Here is a 17,650-nt window from a genome sequence, read left to right as displayed (position 1 = left end):
CGCATTATTTCTCACCCACTTCAAAAGTGACTGCCAACTGCTGCCCTTCCCTTATGTCTGTCTGTTCGGCTATGACTCCATTCTCTAGCCGATACACCCCCGGCTTCAAGTCAGAAATATTGATTTCCTTTTTCAACTGTTCGCCTGGCGGCAGCGGAGAATATCCATATTCCTCTGTTTGTGGACGAGTCGGATACACATGTTCCCACTCGTCTCCGTTCCATTTAAAAACTTCTGTCTTGATATGTTCTCTAATCGAGCACATACCCCTCTATAATCATGGATTTTTCTTGTTTATTCTTTTATAATTTGAATTTTGCATATAATGAATACAGTAATAATTATTAATTCGGCTAGAATTAGAAGAAGTTTTCCACTTTAACAGTAAACAAGACAGCATTTTTTCTTCATTTAATGTAAAACCACTGCCCGTTCCTTGTTTCCCTCCGGCACTCGCCCGCATAGCGCAAATATTCGAGATGAGCCAATGTCTCCCCAACTGCAAAGCGCAGTTCGTGTACCGTCAACCCCGGTCGGAATAGACGCCCGCACACTTCGTAAACAGTGGATCCTTCTTTGATTGCTTCAATTGTCTCAGTTAACCGGTCTTCGTGATGCTGCAACAGCTCATCAATTCGTTTGTTCGCCCCATGAAACGGTTTTCCATGTGAAGGGATCACCAAATCTGCATCCAGTCGTTTCATGTTTTTCAAAGAAAAAAGATAAGATTTCAACGGGTTCTCGTTGCCGTGGAACCAGTAGGAAATATTCGGGGTGATCTTCGGAAGAATGTGATCGGCCGAAAATAGGACACTTTTTTCTTCATTATAAAAACAGACCATTCCATCTGAGTGGCCCGGCGTAAAAATCACTTCGTATTCGTATCGGCCAATCGAAATTTTTTCACCTTCTCCGAAATAGTGATCAATTTCCGGGGAGGGAGTGACAAGCGGCTTGAATTCAGCTGTATTCCTAGTCATTTGGTCTGCTATTTCTGCCGGGATTCCTGCCGTTTCATAGTGGCTGCGGATATGTTCAATAAATTTATTTGTCCAAGCTTTCATTCCCGCTTCCGCGTCTATTCGGCTCATGGACACACGGGCACCGGTCAGCTTTTGAAGTCCACCTGCATATCCGAAATGATCCGGATGATAATGCGTGACCAGCAGATCCGTGATTTCTTTGTCTTCTATGTATTCGTTCCATACACCCCTTGTACTTTCGTTATTTAACCCTGTATCTATGATTGTCCAGCCATGCTCGCCCTCAGCGAGAAAACAATTCACATGATTGAGCCGAAAAGGAAGATCCACTCTAATTAATTTGATACCCAACTGTTCTAGCATGCTAATACCCCCTGTCAAATAATAAAAGGTCATATACACAAACGGCTGCTGCTTCAAGTGAAAATTGATTTTTAACATGTTGTTCAACCCGCAGTTCCTGGAAGCTGACTGATTTTACTGGAAGCCGCCGCAACTATCCCTCTTAAGAATAGCTAACAGAGAAATAGACTGCAACTTGGACTGCTTTGAGGTTCTGTTATACTGCCAGCCCTCGTCTGCCTAAACAATACGGTTTTACAAAAGAATAATTCACCGAAATTTAATAACGAAGTTGAACATATCGGTCTCTTGCTAATAAAAGAGCAAAGGAAGCTGAAGTTAATCAGCTTCCTTTGTTTTCACTAATAGACTGGCAGTGAGAGTTATTTACATGAACTATTTCTCGTCATATTCACCAATGATCTTAACCGCTTTTTCTGCCAGGGACGTATCGACCGCTTCATCAAAATCAAACTCTCCGCGTATGGCTCCGTTTGCTTTGTACATCTCGTATTGCTTTTTGATATCTTCAACGTACATTTCACCGTTCGGGTCCAACCCTGTTACAGATACCTTCTCCCACACTTTCGCATCTTTCAAAGCCGTATACTTCGTCATGATGTCGATAATTTCGGCTTTGCCTTTGCCTTTCATAAAAGCATCATTATAGTCGCGGACGCCTTTTAAGTAGGCTGCCATAAATCGTAAGGAAACCTCTTCTTCTTCGTTAATGAATTTCGGCGACCCAAGAACCATCGCGATCTGCGCTTCTGGTGCGTAGTCCGTCGTATCACCGAAGCGCATGTGAAGACCTTGCGCCATCCCTTGAGTGATCAGTGGTTCAATTTGAAGAGCAGCATCGATAGAACCGTTCTCAATGGCGGCTAACATACTGCCAAAGTCAGGCATCAACACAAACTCGACATCTTCTTTTGTGAGACCGCCATGTTTAATCATTTGCTCAAATATATAATCATCTACTCCATTTTTGGTTGAAACCGCAATACGCTTTCCTTTAAAATCGGCGTAATCTTTAATCTCATCCTGCTTATCTTTACCGATCACAAATGAAAAATAAGATTTCCCTTTAACATTGTGCCCTTTATCCGCAATAATTTTAACGTCGATTCCCTGGGCGATTGCATTGAAAAAAGAGGCAGTGGACACGCCGCCGGCAATATCGACTTCCCCAGCAGCGAGGGCTGGCAGCATATCATCGCTGTTAGCAAATTGCGCGAATTCCACTTCAATATTATAGTCGGCAAAGTACCCTTTTTCTTTTGCAATGTAAAAGCCTGCACCTGAAGCCGCACCGTCTTCTGCGATAACGACCGTCGTTTTTTTCTTGAGCGGCGCTAAATCACCGGACGGATTTTTTTCATTGGTGTCTTCACCCGGCTGTTTGTTTGTGCCGGATTGCGTGCAGCCGCTCACAATGAAAACAAAAGTAAATAACGCAATAAACCAACCACTGATAAATCGTTTTTTCACAGAAAACCCCTCCTTCAGTTTCTTGATTGCTGAACTTCTTCCTGCAGATGTTTGCGGATCTCCATAAAGTAGATAGCCATTTCCGGGTCTGCCCGTACTTTTTCCATCGTTCGCGGCCGCGGCAAGCTGATGTCGATTTCATTCACGATTTTGCCAGGCCGGGCACTCATCAGCAATATTCGGTCTGCAAGCAGCAGCGCTTCATCAATGCTATGTGTAATAAAAAGGACGGTTTTTTTCGTTTCTGACCAGATCGCCAGCAATTCTTCCTGGAGAATGAATTTGTTTTGTTCATCAAGCGCTGCAAATGGTTCATCCATTAATAAAATTTCCGGATCGTTCGCAAACGCACGGGCAATGCTCACTCGCTGCTTCATGCCGCCGGACAGCTCTTTCGGATAGAGGGCGGCATATTTATCGAGCCCTGTTTTCTTCAAATAGTAGGCCGTCCTCTCTTTTATGACACTTTTTGGAAGCTGTCTCATTTTCAAACCGAATGCCACGTTTTCCTCAACAGTCAGCCACGGGATGACCCCGCGCTCTTGAAAGACCATTGACTGCAACGGCCGGGTCTTTTTGCCTGGTGCAATCGCATAAGAGCCAGTGCTGGGCTTTTCAAGATCGGCCAGAATGCGGAGCAGCGTCGTCTTTCCGCATCCGCTCGGACCGACGAGGCAAACGAATTCCCCATCGTTAATGCTAATCGATATATTATCCAAAGCGATGGCGCGGCTGTTTTTCTTGTAAAACACTTTCGTCAAGTTTTCGATTGATATTTTTGATTGTCCGCTCATTTGCTCACCTCCAAGGAAGGATCTTTTTCTGCAGCCCCCGCAGAAGAACCGAAAAAAGATAACCGAAAAACGAAATCAGAATAAGTCCCACGAACATTTCTTTTAACAAAAAGGCTTTATACGATGTCCAGATCAAATACCCAATACCCGATGTTGCCCCCATCATTTCCGCTGCTACAATCGTCAAAAGAGCAATTGCCTGCCCCATCTGAATGCCTTCAAGCATGACAGGGAGAGAACCGGGCAAAGCAATTTTAAAGAAATAATCTTTTGATTCAGCACCGTAATTTTTTGCCACATCCAAGTAAATAGAATCAATATTGAGTACCCCCGCTGCCGTATTGATCACGACCGGGAAAAAGACACTTCCGGCAATCGTAACAATTTTGGACATGTCTCCGATACCAAACAAAATGATAATGATCGGCAGCAAAGCAAGCGTCGGAATGGGCATCAGCGCCATTACGAGCGGAGAAATAAAATGACGAATCGGCGAATAAAGACCCATTAACAAGCCAATAATGACACCCGGAATCACGCCTAATAGAAACCCGGCAAAAATCCGGTATAAAGAAATCCCGATATGGATGAATAACTCTCCGCTGGCCCCCATCGCAATAAAAGTTTCCAAGATTTCAGTGGGCGGCGGAAAAAACCGGGCGTCAATAAGACCCGTTCGCGACAAAAACTCCCATAATAGAAGAATAAAAACTGGAGAAGCAATCGTTAGACCTTTCTTAAACCGTCCTTTCCGCTGCCGCCTTTTCCAGTCCTGCTGTTCAATTTCAAAAGGATCCATACTAATTGGCGATTTTTTCATCTTTCACCGTTCACCACCTTTACTAAAATAAAATATGTCATTAGCCTAAAAAGTGTGAAAAAAACGGAGGGGGCAATTGTTTTTTCCATAAAAAAAGAACCCGAAATATCCGGGTCCTCTAAAAACAATAGCCAGCAAATGAAAACGAGCATCAGCCGGGGTTTTATACCATTTATTCAACTTTGTTCTCGTTCGCCACTGCCTGCTTAAGCAGCCTGACAAACCGTTCTTCAAATAGAGCATCATCTTCTCTTTGACGCTTCTTTGGACCTTTCATCCGACCGCCTGCCTGCCTTGCCTTTTTAGCAACGTGACGAAAGCCAAGAAGCTGATCAATATTCTCCGGAGTATAATAACGGCCATTTTGATCAATTGCATAGCCGTTTTTGGCAAGAACCATCGCCGCCAAGCCGTAATCCTGGGTAACAACAATGTCCCCTTTTTTCACGCGGTTCACTAAGACAAAGTCCACCGCGTCGGCCCCTTTCGAAACGGTGATCGTTTCCGCTCCTTCCCGCTGCATAAGGTGAGCCGTGTCACAAATCAACATCACCTTCAGTCCAAACTGTATGGCTACTTGTATGGTAAGGTCAACGACAGGACAGCCGTCTGCATCAATCAAAACATTAGGCATAATGATTCAACCCTTTCAGTAAATATTTTTCCATTAATCACTCGGGAAGCTAATCCCAATTTGCTTTCGCACTTCATCCATTATTTCCATTGTTATCAATGAATTTTCATAAGAATTCTTAACAGACTCAACGATCCCGCTTTTAATTAGTTCAATAAATTCTTTTACTTCATAATACATCGTGCTCTTTTTTTGAGGAACGGAAATGTCTTCTATGCCGCCTTTGCGATAGTGAATAGCCACTTTTCCCTGTGTAGAGATTCTATCCATTCTAATGACTCCTTCTTCCCCTTGTATTTCGGAAGGAAGGTTCGTTTCTGTAATTTTAGAATACATCATGACTGCACTCATTTCCGCGTATTTGCAGATGATACTCCCTTCACCATCTACTCCTGAATCTAACAAAAAACCGTCCGCCTGAATTTCCGAAGGCTTTCCAAATAAAACAACCATCGGATAAATGCAGTACACGCCAATATCCATTAAAGCGCCGCTCGCAAAAGCGGGATTAAAGGCATTCAATATCGTTCCTTCCTTATATGCATCATAGCGGGAAGAATATTGACAGTAGTTAGCAAAGTATTTCCGGACCGTTCCTATTTTAGGCAAGTGTTCCTGAACAGACTGAAAATTTGGCAAAAACGTGGATTTCATTGCTTCCATTAACAACACGTTATTGTCTTTCGCTGCCTGGATCATTTGTTTGACTTCCCTGCTGTTAGCAGCCATCGGTTTTTCGCACAATACGTGTTTCTTATTGCGCAAGAAAATTTGCGCTTGTTCAGAATGCAGAGTATTAGGACTGGCAATGTATACAGCATCAATTAAACTGCTCTTTGCCATGCTCTCCAAATCTGTGAAAGTATGCTCTACCCCATATTGTTCAGCAAAAAGTTCTGCTCTTTGATTCGTCCGCGAGTAAACGGCCGTTAGTGAGAAGTCTTCCACTAAGCTCGCCGCCTCTAAAAAAGATTGAGTTATCCAGTTCGTACCGACCACACCGAAACGCACCATGTTGATTTCCTTCCTTTCTGTTTTCATCTCTCCAAAGAGTATACAACGGAAAACAGACAGCCGCTATTCATAGCTTGCTGACTGTCAGTCCACTAGCAATAACGTTTAAGCGATATTTATCTTACAAACCATACATTAGAAACTATTAGGAATTATCAGAAATTAACTGTATAGTTAACATGAAAGGAAAGGAGTTCTTCCAATGAGGAGATTTTCACTTAAATCAACTGCAGCAATTACTTTGTTAGTTCTTATTTGGGGGTTAAGCTGGGGTATTTACAAAATGTCCTTATCTCACACTCCACCCCTGCTATTCGCAGGAATGCGTGCTCTATTCGGAGGATTATTATTATCCGTTTTCTTATTGCCAACTTGGAAAAAAATAAAATGGCGTGAAAACTGGTCCAAATACTGTATATCTGCGCTATTTAATGCCGTTTTCTTTTATGGAATTCAAACAGTTGGACTGATCTATTTGCCGGGAGGGTTATTTTCGGTCCTTGTTTATTTCCAGCCGGTACTTATTGGGCTATTCGCCTGGGCATGGCTCGGTGAGCAGATGTCAAGAATGAAAGTCATTGGTCTAATTGTTGGCTTTATCGGAATCTTGGCTATTAGCGCTGATGGATTAACCGGCCAGCTCTCTACCTTGGGGGTCATTTTAGCTTTATTGACAGCCGCAAGCTGGGCGCTTGGTACAATTTATGTTAAAAAAGAGAGCGGTAAAGTAGACCCTATGTGGATGGTGGCTTTACAATTTACAATCGGAGGGGCTATTTTAACAAGCATCGGAACAGGATTGGAAAACTGGGCAGATATTGTTTGGAACAAGGAGTATTTGTTCGGTTTAGGATTTGGAGTTACTTTTGGAATCCCGGTAGCGTTCGTGCTCTATTTTAAGCTAATCAATTCGGGAGAAGCCAGTCAAGTAGCTTCCTTTACTTTTCTTGTCCCACTTATAGCCGTTTTAACTGGGACAATGTTCATGAATGAACCATTCACCTTTTCGCTGCTTGCCGGGTTAATATTAATTGTACTCAGTATTTATTTTGTGAATTATCCTAAAGTGGTAAGAAAATCTCAATTAGTAGAAAGAACCATGCAGAAAACCGCAATAAAATGAAAAAAAGATGAGCTTGTCCTACAGGATAAGCTCATCTTTTGATGAAACAGCTATGAGGACAGTCTTAAATATTGACGAAAATCTAAAAAATGTCTAGTCAAAATATGCGTACATGCATATTATATTATAGGAAAACTTTACAAAAAAATTAAATGGAGGGATAATTAAATTGAAACCTCTACTCTTAGAGGAAGTATTAACTTCTATGGGATTGGAATCCACTGAGGCTCATAAAGGAGTCACCATTTCTAATGTCACCCATAACAAGTTTTATCCAGATCATCATACTTTATATTTTAGGAGAAATGGAAAAACATATCTTAATGGTGAAAAGTTTGTAGATTATACCGACTTTTATATAGTAACGGATACACCGTTTTTAAATATGGATAAATTGAAACCGGAACAAATTATTATGGTAGACGATGTGATGGAAGCTTTTTTCAAATTCACTTCCTACTACCGTCACTTGTTCAATATTCCTGTTGTGGCGGTTACTGGCACTTGTGGGAAAACAACGACGAAAGAAATGCTTAAACATATTTTACAAAAAGATTTTACTGTACAAGCAACCATTTCAAACAAGAATGCAGGTTGTTACAATCTTCCTTATTTAACCGGCATTAATGAAGAAACTGACGCAGCTATTTTTGAAACGGCAGTATCAGAACGTGGCGATATGATGGAGGCATGCAAATATTTTTTCCCAACTATAGGAATTATCACGATGATTGATGTCGATCATACCGACAAGTTCCGTTTATTTCAAGATTATGTTGCAGAAAAAGAAAAGATAATGGAAGGCCTTAATAATAAAGGAACACTTATTATTAATATTGATGATCCACACATTATGTCTATGGATTTCTCCAAGTATAAAGGGGAAATTGTGACCTTTGGAAAAAGTAAATTTGCCCATTTACGCATAGAAAATATTGCTTTTACCGAAAACAGCATGCACTTTAAAATAAAATATAATAACCAATTGTATGATGGAATTGTTCCTGGATTAGGTGAGCATAATGTCTACAATGCAGTCGCTTCTATTGCAGCAGCTTTAGAAATTGGCATGAATATGAACACTGCAATAAAAAGGGTGGCATCCTTTCACCATTTAAACTCTCACTTTCAAATAATCGAAGGCAAAAATCAGGTCACCGTTATTGATGATACGTGGAAATCAAATCCTGCTTCTTTAAAAAATGGATTGTTGGCATTTAAGGAACTAGCCATGCCCTCACAGAGGAAGATTGCCATTCTCGGGAGAATGGCTGCACTTGGAAAATATGCAGAAGAGGAGTACGAAAAAGCAGGATTATTGCTGAAAGAATTAGGAATAGACGTACTGATTACCAAAGGATTTCTGGCAAAAGATATCGCGAAAGCAGCAATTAATGCAGGAATGGACAAGAAAAATGTGTATCACTTTTCTGAAGCGGAAGAAATGATAAACTTCCTCGATTCTTTCTTGCAGCCAACTGATCTTCTGTACTTTAAAACCGCGGGCAATGACAAAGTATTTAAAGATGTCATTCGATATTTAAGGAAAAGTTGACTAAAATCTTTAGATAACTTGTCAAAAGCCGATTAAATAATTATTGTCGGGAATCAATTTTAATTCGTGCCGGACAAGTATATACATTTAGCGATTGCTTGCGGATAAATCCTACTGTTGTAATTCCTAACTCTTCCGCCAGTTGTAAGGCCCGTTCAGTGGGGGCTGATTTTGACAGGACAACCTCACATCCGATTTTAGCCACTTTCAATAAGATTTCTGAAGAGATGCGCCCGCTGAACACAAGTACTTTATCACTAAGGGTAATGTTGTTTTTTAAACAGTACCCATAGATTTTATCAAGTGCATTATGTCTTCCAATGTCCATTCTGCTTAAAACACAGCCATTCAAATCACATAAAGACGCATTATGAACACCGCCCGTCTTCTGAAAAATAATCGCAGACTTTTGCATTTCATCCATCAGCCGAAAACAATCCTCGGGAGTGAGTTTTACATGAATGGTATCCATTTTTTTTGCCGTCAATGCATCATTTACAAACACAAACCCCTGCCTGCTCATTCCACAGCAGGAAGTAATATACCGCTTATTTTGAAAGTTTCTGGAAAAAGGATTCAGTTTATTTGTTTTAATATGAACAAATCCTTCTTTTTCCTGCATCCAAATATGTTGAATATCTTCATATTTACGAACAATACCTTCAGAAGCTAAATAACCAATGACCATGTCCTCTATATACTCCGGGGTGCAAACCATTGTCACAAATTCTTCGCCATTGATTTTTATTGTCACAGGATATTCTGTGACAATGCTGTCCTCTATATATTCAGCCTGGCCATTCGTAAAACGAAGAATCTCTCTTTTTATCTCTATCTCGTTCACTTTCATTCCCCCTTTATACGATATTTTTATCAAAGACAAACACAGAAACGGCTATGTCTTCTTCTACCTTAATATCAAGTTAATATTGTTTATTTCTTAGTTAACTACTATAATAACATTAACAGAGATGAAATCAGAATATTTAAAAAATGTTCTAGTTCTATCACGTTTAATTTCTATTGATTAACTGGATTGGCTATTTAGTACGGACTGCTAAAGAACTATTCCACCATGAGTACACTAGGCCTGCTGTCGGGCCGGGTTCGTGGTGGATTTTTTTATATATAAAAATAAAAAGACAAGGGAGGTATAAAAATGAACTATCATATGTTGATGATCACTATAAATGGCAAAGAGTACACAGCCAATGTAGGATCATCCGTTTTGGAAATCATCAATCAACATAATATTCCCCATCCGCAAATTTGTTACGTACCTGAAGTGGATCCTATTCAAACATGCGATACTTGTATCGTAGAAGTAGATGGTGAACTTGTCCGGTCCTGTTCAACCGTTGCAAAAAATGGAATGAATATCGAGCTTTCTTCCACTCTTGCAAAAGAAGCACAAACAGAAGCGATGGATCGTTTATTAGAAAACCACTTACTTTACTGTACCGTTTGTGATAACAACAACGGCAATTGCACCTTACATAATACCGCGCAGCTAATGGAAATCGAGCATCAAAAATACCCCTACACCCCAAAAGCGGACGTAACGGAAGTTGATATGTCCCACCCTTTCTACCGTTATGACCCCAACCAATGTATTGCTTGCGGTCAATGTGTGGAAGTTTGCCAAAACCTCCAAGTGAACGAAACGCTGTCGATTGATTGGGAAGCAGAGCGTCCGCGCGTTCTTTGGGATAAAGGAAGCGCCATTAACGACTCTTCCTGTGTCAGCTGTGGCCAGTGTGTCACCGTTTGTCCTTGTAACGCTTTAATGGAAAAATCGATGCTTGGCGAAGCGGGCTTTATGACAAGTATAAAAAACGAGACGCTCAGCCCGATGATTGATCTTGTCAAAGCTGTTGAGCCGGGATACAGCGGCATTTTCGCTGTATCTGAAGTGGAAGCTGCCATGCGCGAAACACGGACGAAAAAAACAAAAACGGTCTGTACATTTTGCGGCGTTGGCTGTTCATTTGAAATTTGGACAAAAGGACGGAAAATACTTAAAGTCCAGCCAACGTCCGAGGCGCCGGTGAACGCTATTTCCACGTGCGTAAAAGGAAAATTCGGCTGGGATTTCGTCAACGCCGAAGAACGGCTCACGAAGCCATTAATTCGTAAAGGCGGCGAATTCGTTGAATCCACATGGGAGGAAGCATTGAATTTAGTTGCCAATAAATTAGGTTCGACTCAGCAGCAATACGGCTCTGGTTCTGTCGGGTTTATTTCTTCCTCTAAAATTACAAATGAAGAAAACTACGCTATTCAAAAACTGGCACGACAAGTATTTGAAACAAATGATGTCGATAACTGCTCCCGCTACTGCCAGTCCCCGGCAACGGATGGATTATTCCGGACCGTTGGCATGGGCGGAGATGCCGGCACAATTAAGGACATCGCTAAAGCCGGCCTTGTCATCATCGTCGGGGCCAATCCAGCTGAGGGCCACCCTGTTCTCGCAACCCGTGTAAAACGCGCCCATAAGCTCCAGGGCCAAAAACTCATTGTTGCTGACATGCGGAAACACGAAATGGCCGAGCGCTCGGATATTTTCATTAGGCCAAAGCAAGGAACGGATCAAGTATGGCTGATGGCTGTGACAAAATATATCATTGATCAAGGATGGCACGACCAAAAATTTATCGAAGAGAATGTTAACTTCTTTAATGAGTTTAAAACCGTGCTTGAAAAATATACACTCGAATATGCCGAAGAAGTGACCAGCATTGCAAAAGAAACACTCATTCAAGCAGCTAAAATGATTCGCGATGCTGACGGTACGTGTATCCTTTGGGGAATGGGTGTCACGCAAAACACGGGCGGTTCAGATACTTCCGCAGCGATCTCGAACTTGCTTCTTGCTACAGGCAACTATCGCCGGCCAGGTGCCGGCGCTTATCCGCTTCGCGGCCATAACAATGTACAAGGTGCTTGCGATATGGGTACGCTCCCCGGCTGGCTCCCCGGCTATCAGCACGTAACGGATGATAAGGCACGGGCAAAATTTGAAGAAGCGTACGGCGTAAAGATCGATGGAAAGCCAGGCCTTGACAACATCCAAATGCTTCATGCTGTTGAAGCAGGCAAAATGAAAGCGATGTATTTAGTCGGCGAAGACATGGCACTCGTCGACTCTAACGCGAATCACGTACACGACGTGTTATCAAAACTTGATTTCTTTGTTGTCCAGGATATTTTCTTTTCCCGCACTGCCCAATATGCCGATGTGATTTTACCTGCTGCGCCATCTCTCGAAAAAGAAGGAACATTTACAAACACAGAACGCCGTGTGCAAAGATTGTATCAGGCCCTTCCGCCGCTCGGTGATTCAAAACCTGACTGGTGGATCGTGCAAGAAATCGCCAATCGTCTCGGCGCCAATTGGAACTATCGCCATCCAAGTGATATTTTTGCGGAGATGGCCAGCCTGTCCCCTCTTTTTGGCGAGGCGAACTATGAAGTGCTTGAAGGCTGGAACAGTTTCCTATGGGGAAGCCACGAGGGAGCAAGCACGCCACTTCTTTACGTAGATGGGTTTAACTTCCCGGATAAGAAAGCGCGCTTTGCCTTGTCTGACTGGGTTGCGCCTGCTGAATTTCCGGAAGAATATGATCTTCACATTAACAATGGACGGATGCTAGAACATTTTCACGAAGGCAATTTGACGAACAAGTCAGAAGGAATTCAAGCGAAAGTTCCTGGGATTTTCGTCGAGGTGTCTCCGGAACTGGCAAAAGAGCGAGGAGTAAAAGACGGGTCGCTCGTTCGCTTAGTTTCCCCGTTTGGAGCGGTGAAATTACCTGCCTTAATTACAGATCGTGTCCAAGCAAATGAGCTTTTTCTGCCAATGAACTCGGTTGATAAAAGCTCAGCGATTAACTTTTTAACAGGCCCTGCGGTGGATCAGCGTACGAACACACCTGCTTATAAGCAAACGAAAGTTCGTATGGAGTTGCTTAAAGCAGACGGAGAAAATCCACTGCCAAAAACGAACCCTCGCAACAAAAAACGGCATCCGCAAAATGGTGTCGAAGTGCAGCGCAAATGGGATCGTCCAGGATATGTGCACTTAACGACAAAATAAATCGAGGAGGATAAGCCCATGGCCACACCCATTACTTCTATTCGAAAGCACGAACGAACAGAAGAAGAACAAACACAACAAAAGCTGGAAGACTTACAAAAGCTGCTTGCTGACAATGAAGAAGCACTAAATAAAATCCTCGGCATTGTTAGTGAATTGCATAATACCGGGGCACTTGAAGCAGCAAGTTCCATGCTTCAAGCAAAAGAAGAAATCGTAGGCATCGCACTTCACCAAGTATCTCGTGAACCGGTAACCAACTTGATCAATCATTTTTTAGGCGCAACCGGGGCCCTTGCGAACATAGAGCCTGAAATGACGACAAAGCTTGCGAGCGGTGTAGCAGCCGGCATGGAAGAAGCAAACAAACACATTGATAACAATAAACAAATCGGCATGCTGGATTTGTTAAAAATCTTAAAGGACCCCGATATCAATCGCGCAGTCGGGTTTGGGGTTCATTTTCTGAAAGGCATGGGGAAAGGGTTGAAGGAAGAGGAATAGGCTTTATCCTCGAGCGGCATATTTTTCACTCATAAATTGGGGTGATGCTCACGAATTTCGGATGCTCGCTTATAAATCGGGTGCAGCCACTTGTAAATTTAGGATATCCGCTTATAAATTTGGATTGTCCGCTCACAAATCAGGCATCGTCGCTCATAAGGTCCGAAAGTTCGCGCATAAAGCGGTACCACTTCATTCTCTTTATTTGAAATAAGGTGAGGGTGTCCTATTTGAGGCACCCTCACCTTATTTATTGCTACCTGATACTTCATTTGCTTTTATGAAATATATGAATTTTTATTCAATAAAAAAGTCTTCTTTTGTCAAAGGCTTGATTCATCTGTATTGTTTAAAAAATGAGCGGCAGTATAATTTCCACTGTTGTGCCTTTGTTTACTTCGCTTTCTATATTAAGTGTACCTTTATGCTGCTCAATAATGCGCTTAATGATCATATAACCAAGACCGGTGCCTGTTTCTTTCGTTGTGTAAAATGGAGTGCCCAGCTTTTGGATTTGATCTAATTTCATTCCTTCTCCTTTATCCATGATTTGAATAACGACTTCCTTTTCGCTCTTTTTTCGTACTCGGATCGTCAATTCGCCGCCATAGGGCATGGCTTCCATACTGTTTTTAAAAAGATTGATAAACACCTGCTTCAGCTGATTTTCGTCACAGTTTATGATAAAATCGCTGTTTTCATAATCAACGGCTATTTGAGTGTTGTTCATACTTGCCTGGGCTTGAAACAGCGCAATTGTCTCCTTTAAAATTTGTGTCACATTTTTATCGTGAAAGTGGACGACATTGGGTTTAGATAAAATTAGGAATTCACTCACAATGAGATTGATACGGTCAATTTCATCTAAAATAAGATCAAAATGCGATTCTTTCTGAAAGTCTCCTTTTACGAGTTGAATGAATCCGCGAATCGTTGTAAGCGGATTGCGAATTTCGTGGGCGACACTGGCTGCCATTTGGCCAACAGCCGCAAGTTTTTCAGCGTTTAATAATAATTGCTCTGTTTTCTTACGTCGGGTAATGTCCCTAATTTGTGCAAAGGCACCCATTAAGTTTTGTTCTTCATCAAAGATTGGCAGAGCATCAAATAAAACAGTGAGTACTCGTCCGTCCTCCCGTTTAAAAGGTGTTTCTAAATCAGTATACTGTCGTTTTTCTTCAAGTACATTCATTAAATACGAACCGAAATTTTCTAATTCATGTATATGATGAAAAAGAACTTTTTCTCTTTTCCAGCCAGTTATTCTTTCTGCAGAATCATTAAATCCTATCACTTTACCTGTTCTGTCGGAAATCATCATTCCGTTTCTTGTCGTATCCATGATGAGTTGATTAATGATGTGTAATTTCTCATTTTGTTTTAGCAATTGTAGTTCTCTTTCGATCGAATCTTTCATCGTTAACAAGAGAGTTAATAAAAGAGGACTTCCTTGATCAACGGCTGTCATAAATGTAATCGTTCCTACAGTCCTCCCTTCTATTTGATCGGTAATCGGAACACTGTAACAAGCAGATGCGTGTAAAACATGATGGTAATGCTGTGAACCAATCACTTCGATTGGCTGATTATATTTCAACGCTAGATTGACAGAACTTATCCCGTTGTATTCTTCTGTAAATTGAACTCCTTCTCTAATTCCAAGCTGAGTGATCGTCTCTTTGATCGCCTGATCTCCAAGCAGTTGAATAACATAGCCTTCTTCATCAGTCGTTGCCGTTAACACGGGCACACCTTGCATCGATAACATGAATTTTTCAAAAAAATGGATAACAACTTTTAATAATTTCGCATGCTGCGATTGCTTGATTTTCAGTTCCTGTTTCGTAAGAGTTTTTTTATATGAGGGTATGTTTAATGGGTCGAGGCCCCGTTCCTTACATTGTGCTTTTATTGATTCAAAACACAAGTTTTTTATTTTCATTGTTTTCAAACTCCTAAATAAATGATGATTACTGTTCATTACGTTACTCTGTTTTATTGATTAATGTAAATGTTTTTGGCGTAAACATTTTTAAATTCCTTCAATTACTTGATTATAAACGGATTTTAAAGATAAAAACAGAACAAATGCGCAAGCACCTTAATCAGCCTTAGGCAAAAATGTTCTTTCACCGATGTCTAGCTGCGCCTCCTTGGGGCTCGAGGTCATATGCCAGTCTGACTGCATGGCTGAAAAACGCCATTTTGTCAGACTGTCATATGCTTGTCGCCCCAGAACAGTCGGCTCCGCTTTCCTCAATGAAGTCTTCTTTTTTGACTTCATTGAGGAAAGGTTATTTGACCTCGAGGGGCTAGGCGCTGGAGCTGGACGCAGCCCCGCTCCATTGGCAAAATTATCCACCGTGCGATTGTTTTATAGTTTCCTAAACACAAAAAAACCGAATATCGTGTTTTAATCGCCCGATATTCGGTGAGCCTTCCTACATTAAATAAACAATATCTATTGTTAGATCCTTCTTGAATAAATCCATGTTCTTCCGGGCCATTAACTTCACTGCTGTTTTAATAGCAGAATGGATAACAACCTCTTAGTTCTTATTCCTTATGCACAAGTCAATTTATTGTTATTTTATACCGAAAACCGTGAATATCGTAAGAATTCTCGGAAATTTCAACTGAATATTTCTTGTGATTTTCAAAAATATAGTCCATAATATCTATAAAAAGCTCTATTTTCCTATTGGAAAGAAAGGTTTGAGAGAGAACCATGAAAAGTGAAAAGAATAAACTAATGCATTATATTGCAGGTGCGGTCGTAGTGCTAGCTATGTTATTTAATACTTTAGGCAGATATTTTCATTTATTTAATCATTCGCACGGCGGCGGGCATATCGTTTCATCTTATGACATTGAAGCCCAATATAGTGCAGCCTTAAATATTTTACTGTTCATGCCATTAGTCTTATTTGCCATCAGTATTTTCTTGTATCAAAAAAATAAAAATCATCCGTACATTCCTTATTTGCTTACATTAGTGCTGACTTTCAGCAGTATGGCGATTATATCCGGCGGAAGCGGAAGAGTAGAATTTCACTTTAGCATCTTTATGGTTGTTGCCGCGTTAGGATATTATCAGGAAATTAAGTTATTACTGATTATGACTTCCCTTTTTGCCATACAACATATCGCAGGTTTGCTCATTTTTCCAGAATTAATATTCGGCGTTCACCATTATACTTTTTTCATGCTTTTATTGCATGCTATTTTTTTAGTGTTGACGTCAAGTGCAGTCAGCTGGCAAGTACATAGTAATAAGAAGATTGAAGACTACTATAAGAAAAAACAGCATGAGCAAAGAAATAATATTATCGAAGACATTGTCGGCCGTTTATCTGTGACGTCTGATCAAGTTTTACATGTGTCAGAATCACTTTCATTCAATGCCAAACAATCCATTGAACAGAGTTCGCAGCTCGCCGTTTCTATCGGAGAGGTAGCGAGCGGCACTGAACATCAAATGAATATAATTGAAAGCAACATGAACATCATTTCAGAAATAAATAAAGGCATTCAAGAGATCAATCAAACAGCCCAAATGACTTCTAAAAAGTCTCACCTATCAGCACAGGAAGCCCAGAAAGGCAGCCAGCTTATTGAAAGTTTATTGACACAGATGAAAGAAATAAATCAGAATGTGGAAGTTTCATTTACCACGATAAAAGAACTGCACCTTCGTTCTCAATCGATCGAAAGCATTATTGGAGTAATTACTAATATAGCAGATCAAACGAATTTATTAGCTTTAAACGCTGCTATTGAAGCCGCCAGGGCCGGTGAATATGGAAAAGGTTTTTCAGTTGTGGCAAATGAAGTGAAAAAGCTGGCTGAACAGTCCCTAGATTCTTCCAAAAATATTTCGGAGATAATAAAACAAATTTTAGAAGAGTCAAGTCGGTCGGTTGAATCCATGATAAATGTAAAATCCTCCGCCACAGATGGTCTGGAAATTGCTCAACACTCAAATAAAGTTTTCCATCAAATTTCCGAAGCGTCAATGAATGTAGCTGCTCAAATTCAAGAAATCTCCTCTTTAGTTGAATACTTAAATTCTTCTTCAGGGAAAGTAAATGAAGCCATGAGAATGATGTACGCTACCGCAGAACAGTCTGCCGCAAGTACAAAGGAAATTACTATTGCGACTGAGCAGCAACATGAGCTGACAGAAAATACGTTCCAAGTTTCCAAAGAGCTGAATGATTTAACGAATGAACTAGGTGGAGTAATAAGCAAACTAAGAGACTAATAAATGGATTCATTTTTTATGAAAAAG

The 17,650-nt window shown here is 41.0% G+C and carries 14 protein-coding genes; 5 read left to right on the top strand and 9 right to left on the bottom strand.

What is annotated here, in order from left to right; translation table 11 throughout:
• Nucleotides 1-4: 4 nt before the first annotated feature.
• From F9802_RS03405 to F9802_RS03375, 7 genes are all read right to left on the bottom strand, one after another.
• Nucleotides 5-265, bottom strand: a complete 261-nt coding sequence (locus F9802_RS03405; RefSeq protein ID WP_152149693.1) for a hypothetical protein — start codon at nt 263-265, stop codon at nt 5-7.
• 142 nt (nt 266-407) lie between these two features.
• On the bottom strand, nt 408-1,346 hold the full coding sequence (locus F9802_RS03400; RefSeq protein WP_152149692.1) for an MBL fold metallo-hydrolase: 939 nt from the start codon (nt 1,344-1,346) through the stop codon (nt 408-410).
• A gap of 375 nt (nt 1,347-1,721) precedes the next feature.
• Complete coding sequence (locus F9802_RS03395) at nt 1,722-2,762, bottom strand: ABC transporter substrate-binding protein (RefSeq protein WP_449727610.1); 1,041 nt, start codon at nt 2,760-2,762, stop codon at nt 1,722-1,724.
• 68 nt (nt 2,763-2,830) lie between these two features.
• Nucleotides 2,831-3,610 carry an ABC transporter ATP-binding protein gene (locus tag F9802_RS03390; RefSeq protein WP_152149690.1) on the bottom strand — a complete coding sequence of 260 codons (780 nt, stop codon included), beginning with the start codon at nt 3,608-3,610 and terminating at the stop codon, nt 2,831-2,833.
• 4 nt (nt 3,611-3,614) lie between these two features.
• Entirely contained in the window at nt 3,615-4,430 is an 816-nt protein-coding gene (locus F9802_RS03385; protein WP_152149689.1) for an ABC transporter permease, read from the bottom strand.
• A gap of 172 nt (nt 4,431-4,602) precedes the next feature.
• Nucleotides 4,603-5,064, bottom strand: coding sequence for a YaiI/YqxD family protein (locus tag F9802_RS03380; RefSeq protein WP_152149688.1), 462 nt, complete (start codon nt 5,062-5,064; stop codon nt 4,603-4,605).
• Nucleotides 5,065-5,097: 33 nt separating this feature from the next.
• Nucleotides 5,098-6,078: a Gfo/Idh/MocA family protein gene (locus F9802_RS03375; protein ID WP_152149687.1), complete on the bottom strand. Its 981-nt coding sequence runs from the start codon at nt 6,076-6,078 to the stop codon at nt 5,098-5,100.
• A 202-nt stretch (nt 6,079-6,280) separates the two neighbouring features.
• On the opposite strand from F9802_RS03375, the gene F9802_RS03370 reads away from it, so the two are divergent.
• On the top strand, nt 6,281-7,201 hold the full coding sequence (locus tag F9802_RS03370) for a DMT family transporter (RefSeq protein WP_152149686.1): 921 nt from the start codon (nt 6,281-6,283) through the stop codon (nt 7,199-7,201).
• Between the two features lie 430 nt (nt 7,202-7,631).
• Nucleotides 7,632-8,756: a Mur ligase family protein gene (locus tag F9802_RS03365; RefSeq protein ID WP_191991744.1), complete on the top strand. Its 1,125-nt coding sequence runs from the start codon at nt 7,632-7,634 to the stop codon at nt 8,754-8,756.
• A gap of 40 nt (nt 8,757-8,796) precedes the next feature.
• On the opposite strand, the gene fdhD is transcribed toward F9802_RS03365, so the two are convergent.
• Nucleotides 8,797-9,600, bottom strand: coding sequence for a formate dehydrogenase accessory sulfurtransferase FdhD (gene fdhD, locus F9802_RS03360; RefSeq protein ID WP_152149684.1), 804 nt, complete (start codon nt 9,598-9,600; stop codon nt 8,797-8,799).
• Nucleotides 9,601-9,915: 315 nt separating this feature from the next.
• Between fdhD and fdhF the strand changes: the two genes are divergently transcribed.
• Both fdhF and F9802_RS03350 read left to right on the top strand, forming a co-directional pair.
• Nucleotides 9,916-12,855, top strand: a complete 2,940-nt coding sequence (fdhF, locus tag F9802_RS03355; protein WP_152149683.1) for a formate dehydrogenase subunit alpha — start codon at nt 9,916-9,918, stop codon at nt 12,853-12,855.
• An 18-nt stretch (nt 12,856-12,873) separates the two neighbouring features.
• Entirely contained in the window at nt 12,874-13,359 is a 486-nt protein-coding gene (locus F9802_RS03350; RefSeq protein ID WP_152149682.1) for a DUF1641 domain-containing protein, read from the top strand.
• Between the two features lie 349 nt (nt 13,360-13,708).
• Here the strand turns inward: F9802_RS03350 and F9802_RS03345 are convergent, their stop codons facing one another.
• A complete protein-coding gene (locus tag F9802_RS03345; protein ID WP_191991743.1) occupies nt 13,709-15,301 on the bottom strand; it encodes an ATP-binding protein in 1,593 nt (530 codons plus the stop codon).
• A gap of 786 nt (nt 15,302-16,087) precedes the next feature.
• Between F9802_RS03345 and F9802_RS03340 the strand changes: the two genes are divergently transcribed.
• Nucleotides 16,088-17,623: a methyl-accepting chemotaxis protein gene (locus F9802_RS03340; RefSeq protein ID WP_152149680.1), complete on the top strand. Its 1,536-nt coding sequence runs from the start codon at nt 16,088-16,090 to the stop codon at nt 17,621-17,623.
• Nucleotides 17,624-17,650 lie beyond the last annotated feature (27 nt).

Source organism: Bacillus aerolatus, assembly GCF_009183655.1.
Taxonomy (GTDB): domain Bacteria; phylum Bacillota; class Bacilli; order Bacillales; family Domibacillaceae; genus Pseudobacillus; species Pseudobacillus aerolatus.
Note: the sequence above shows the minus strand (reverse complement) of the source record. Positions and strands in the feature narration are given on the sequence as shown.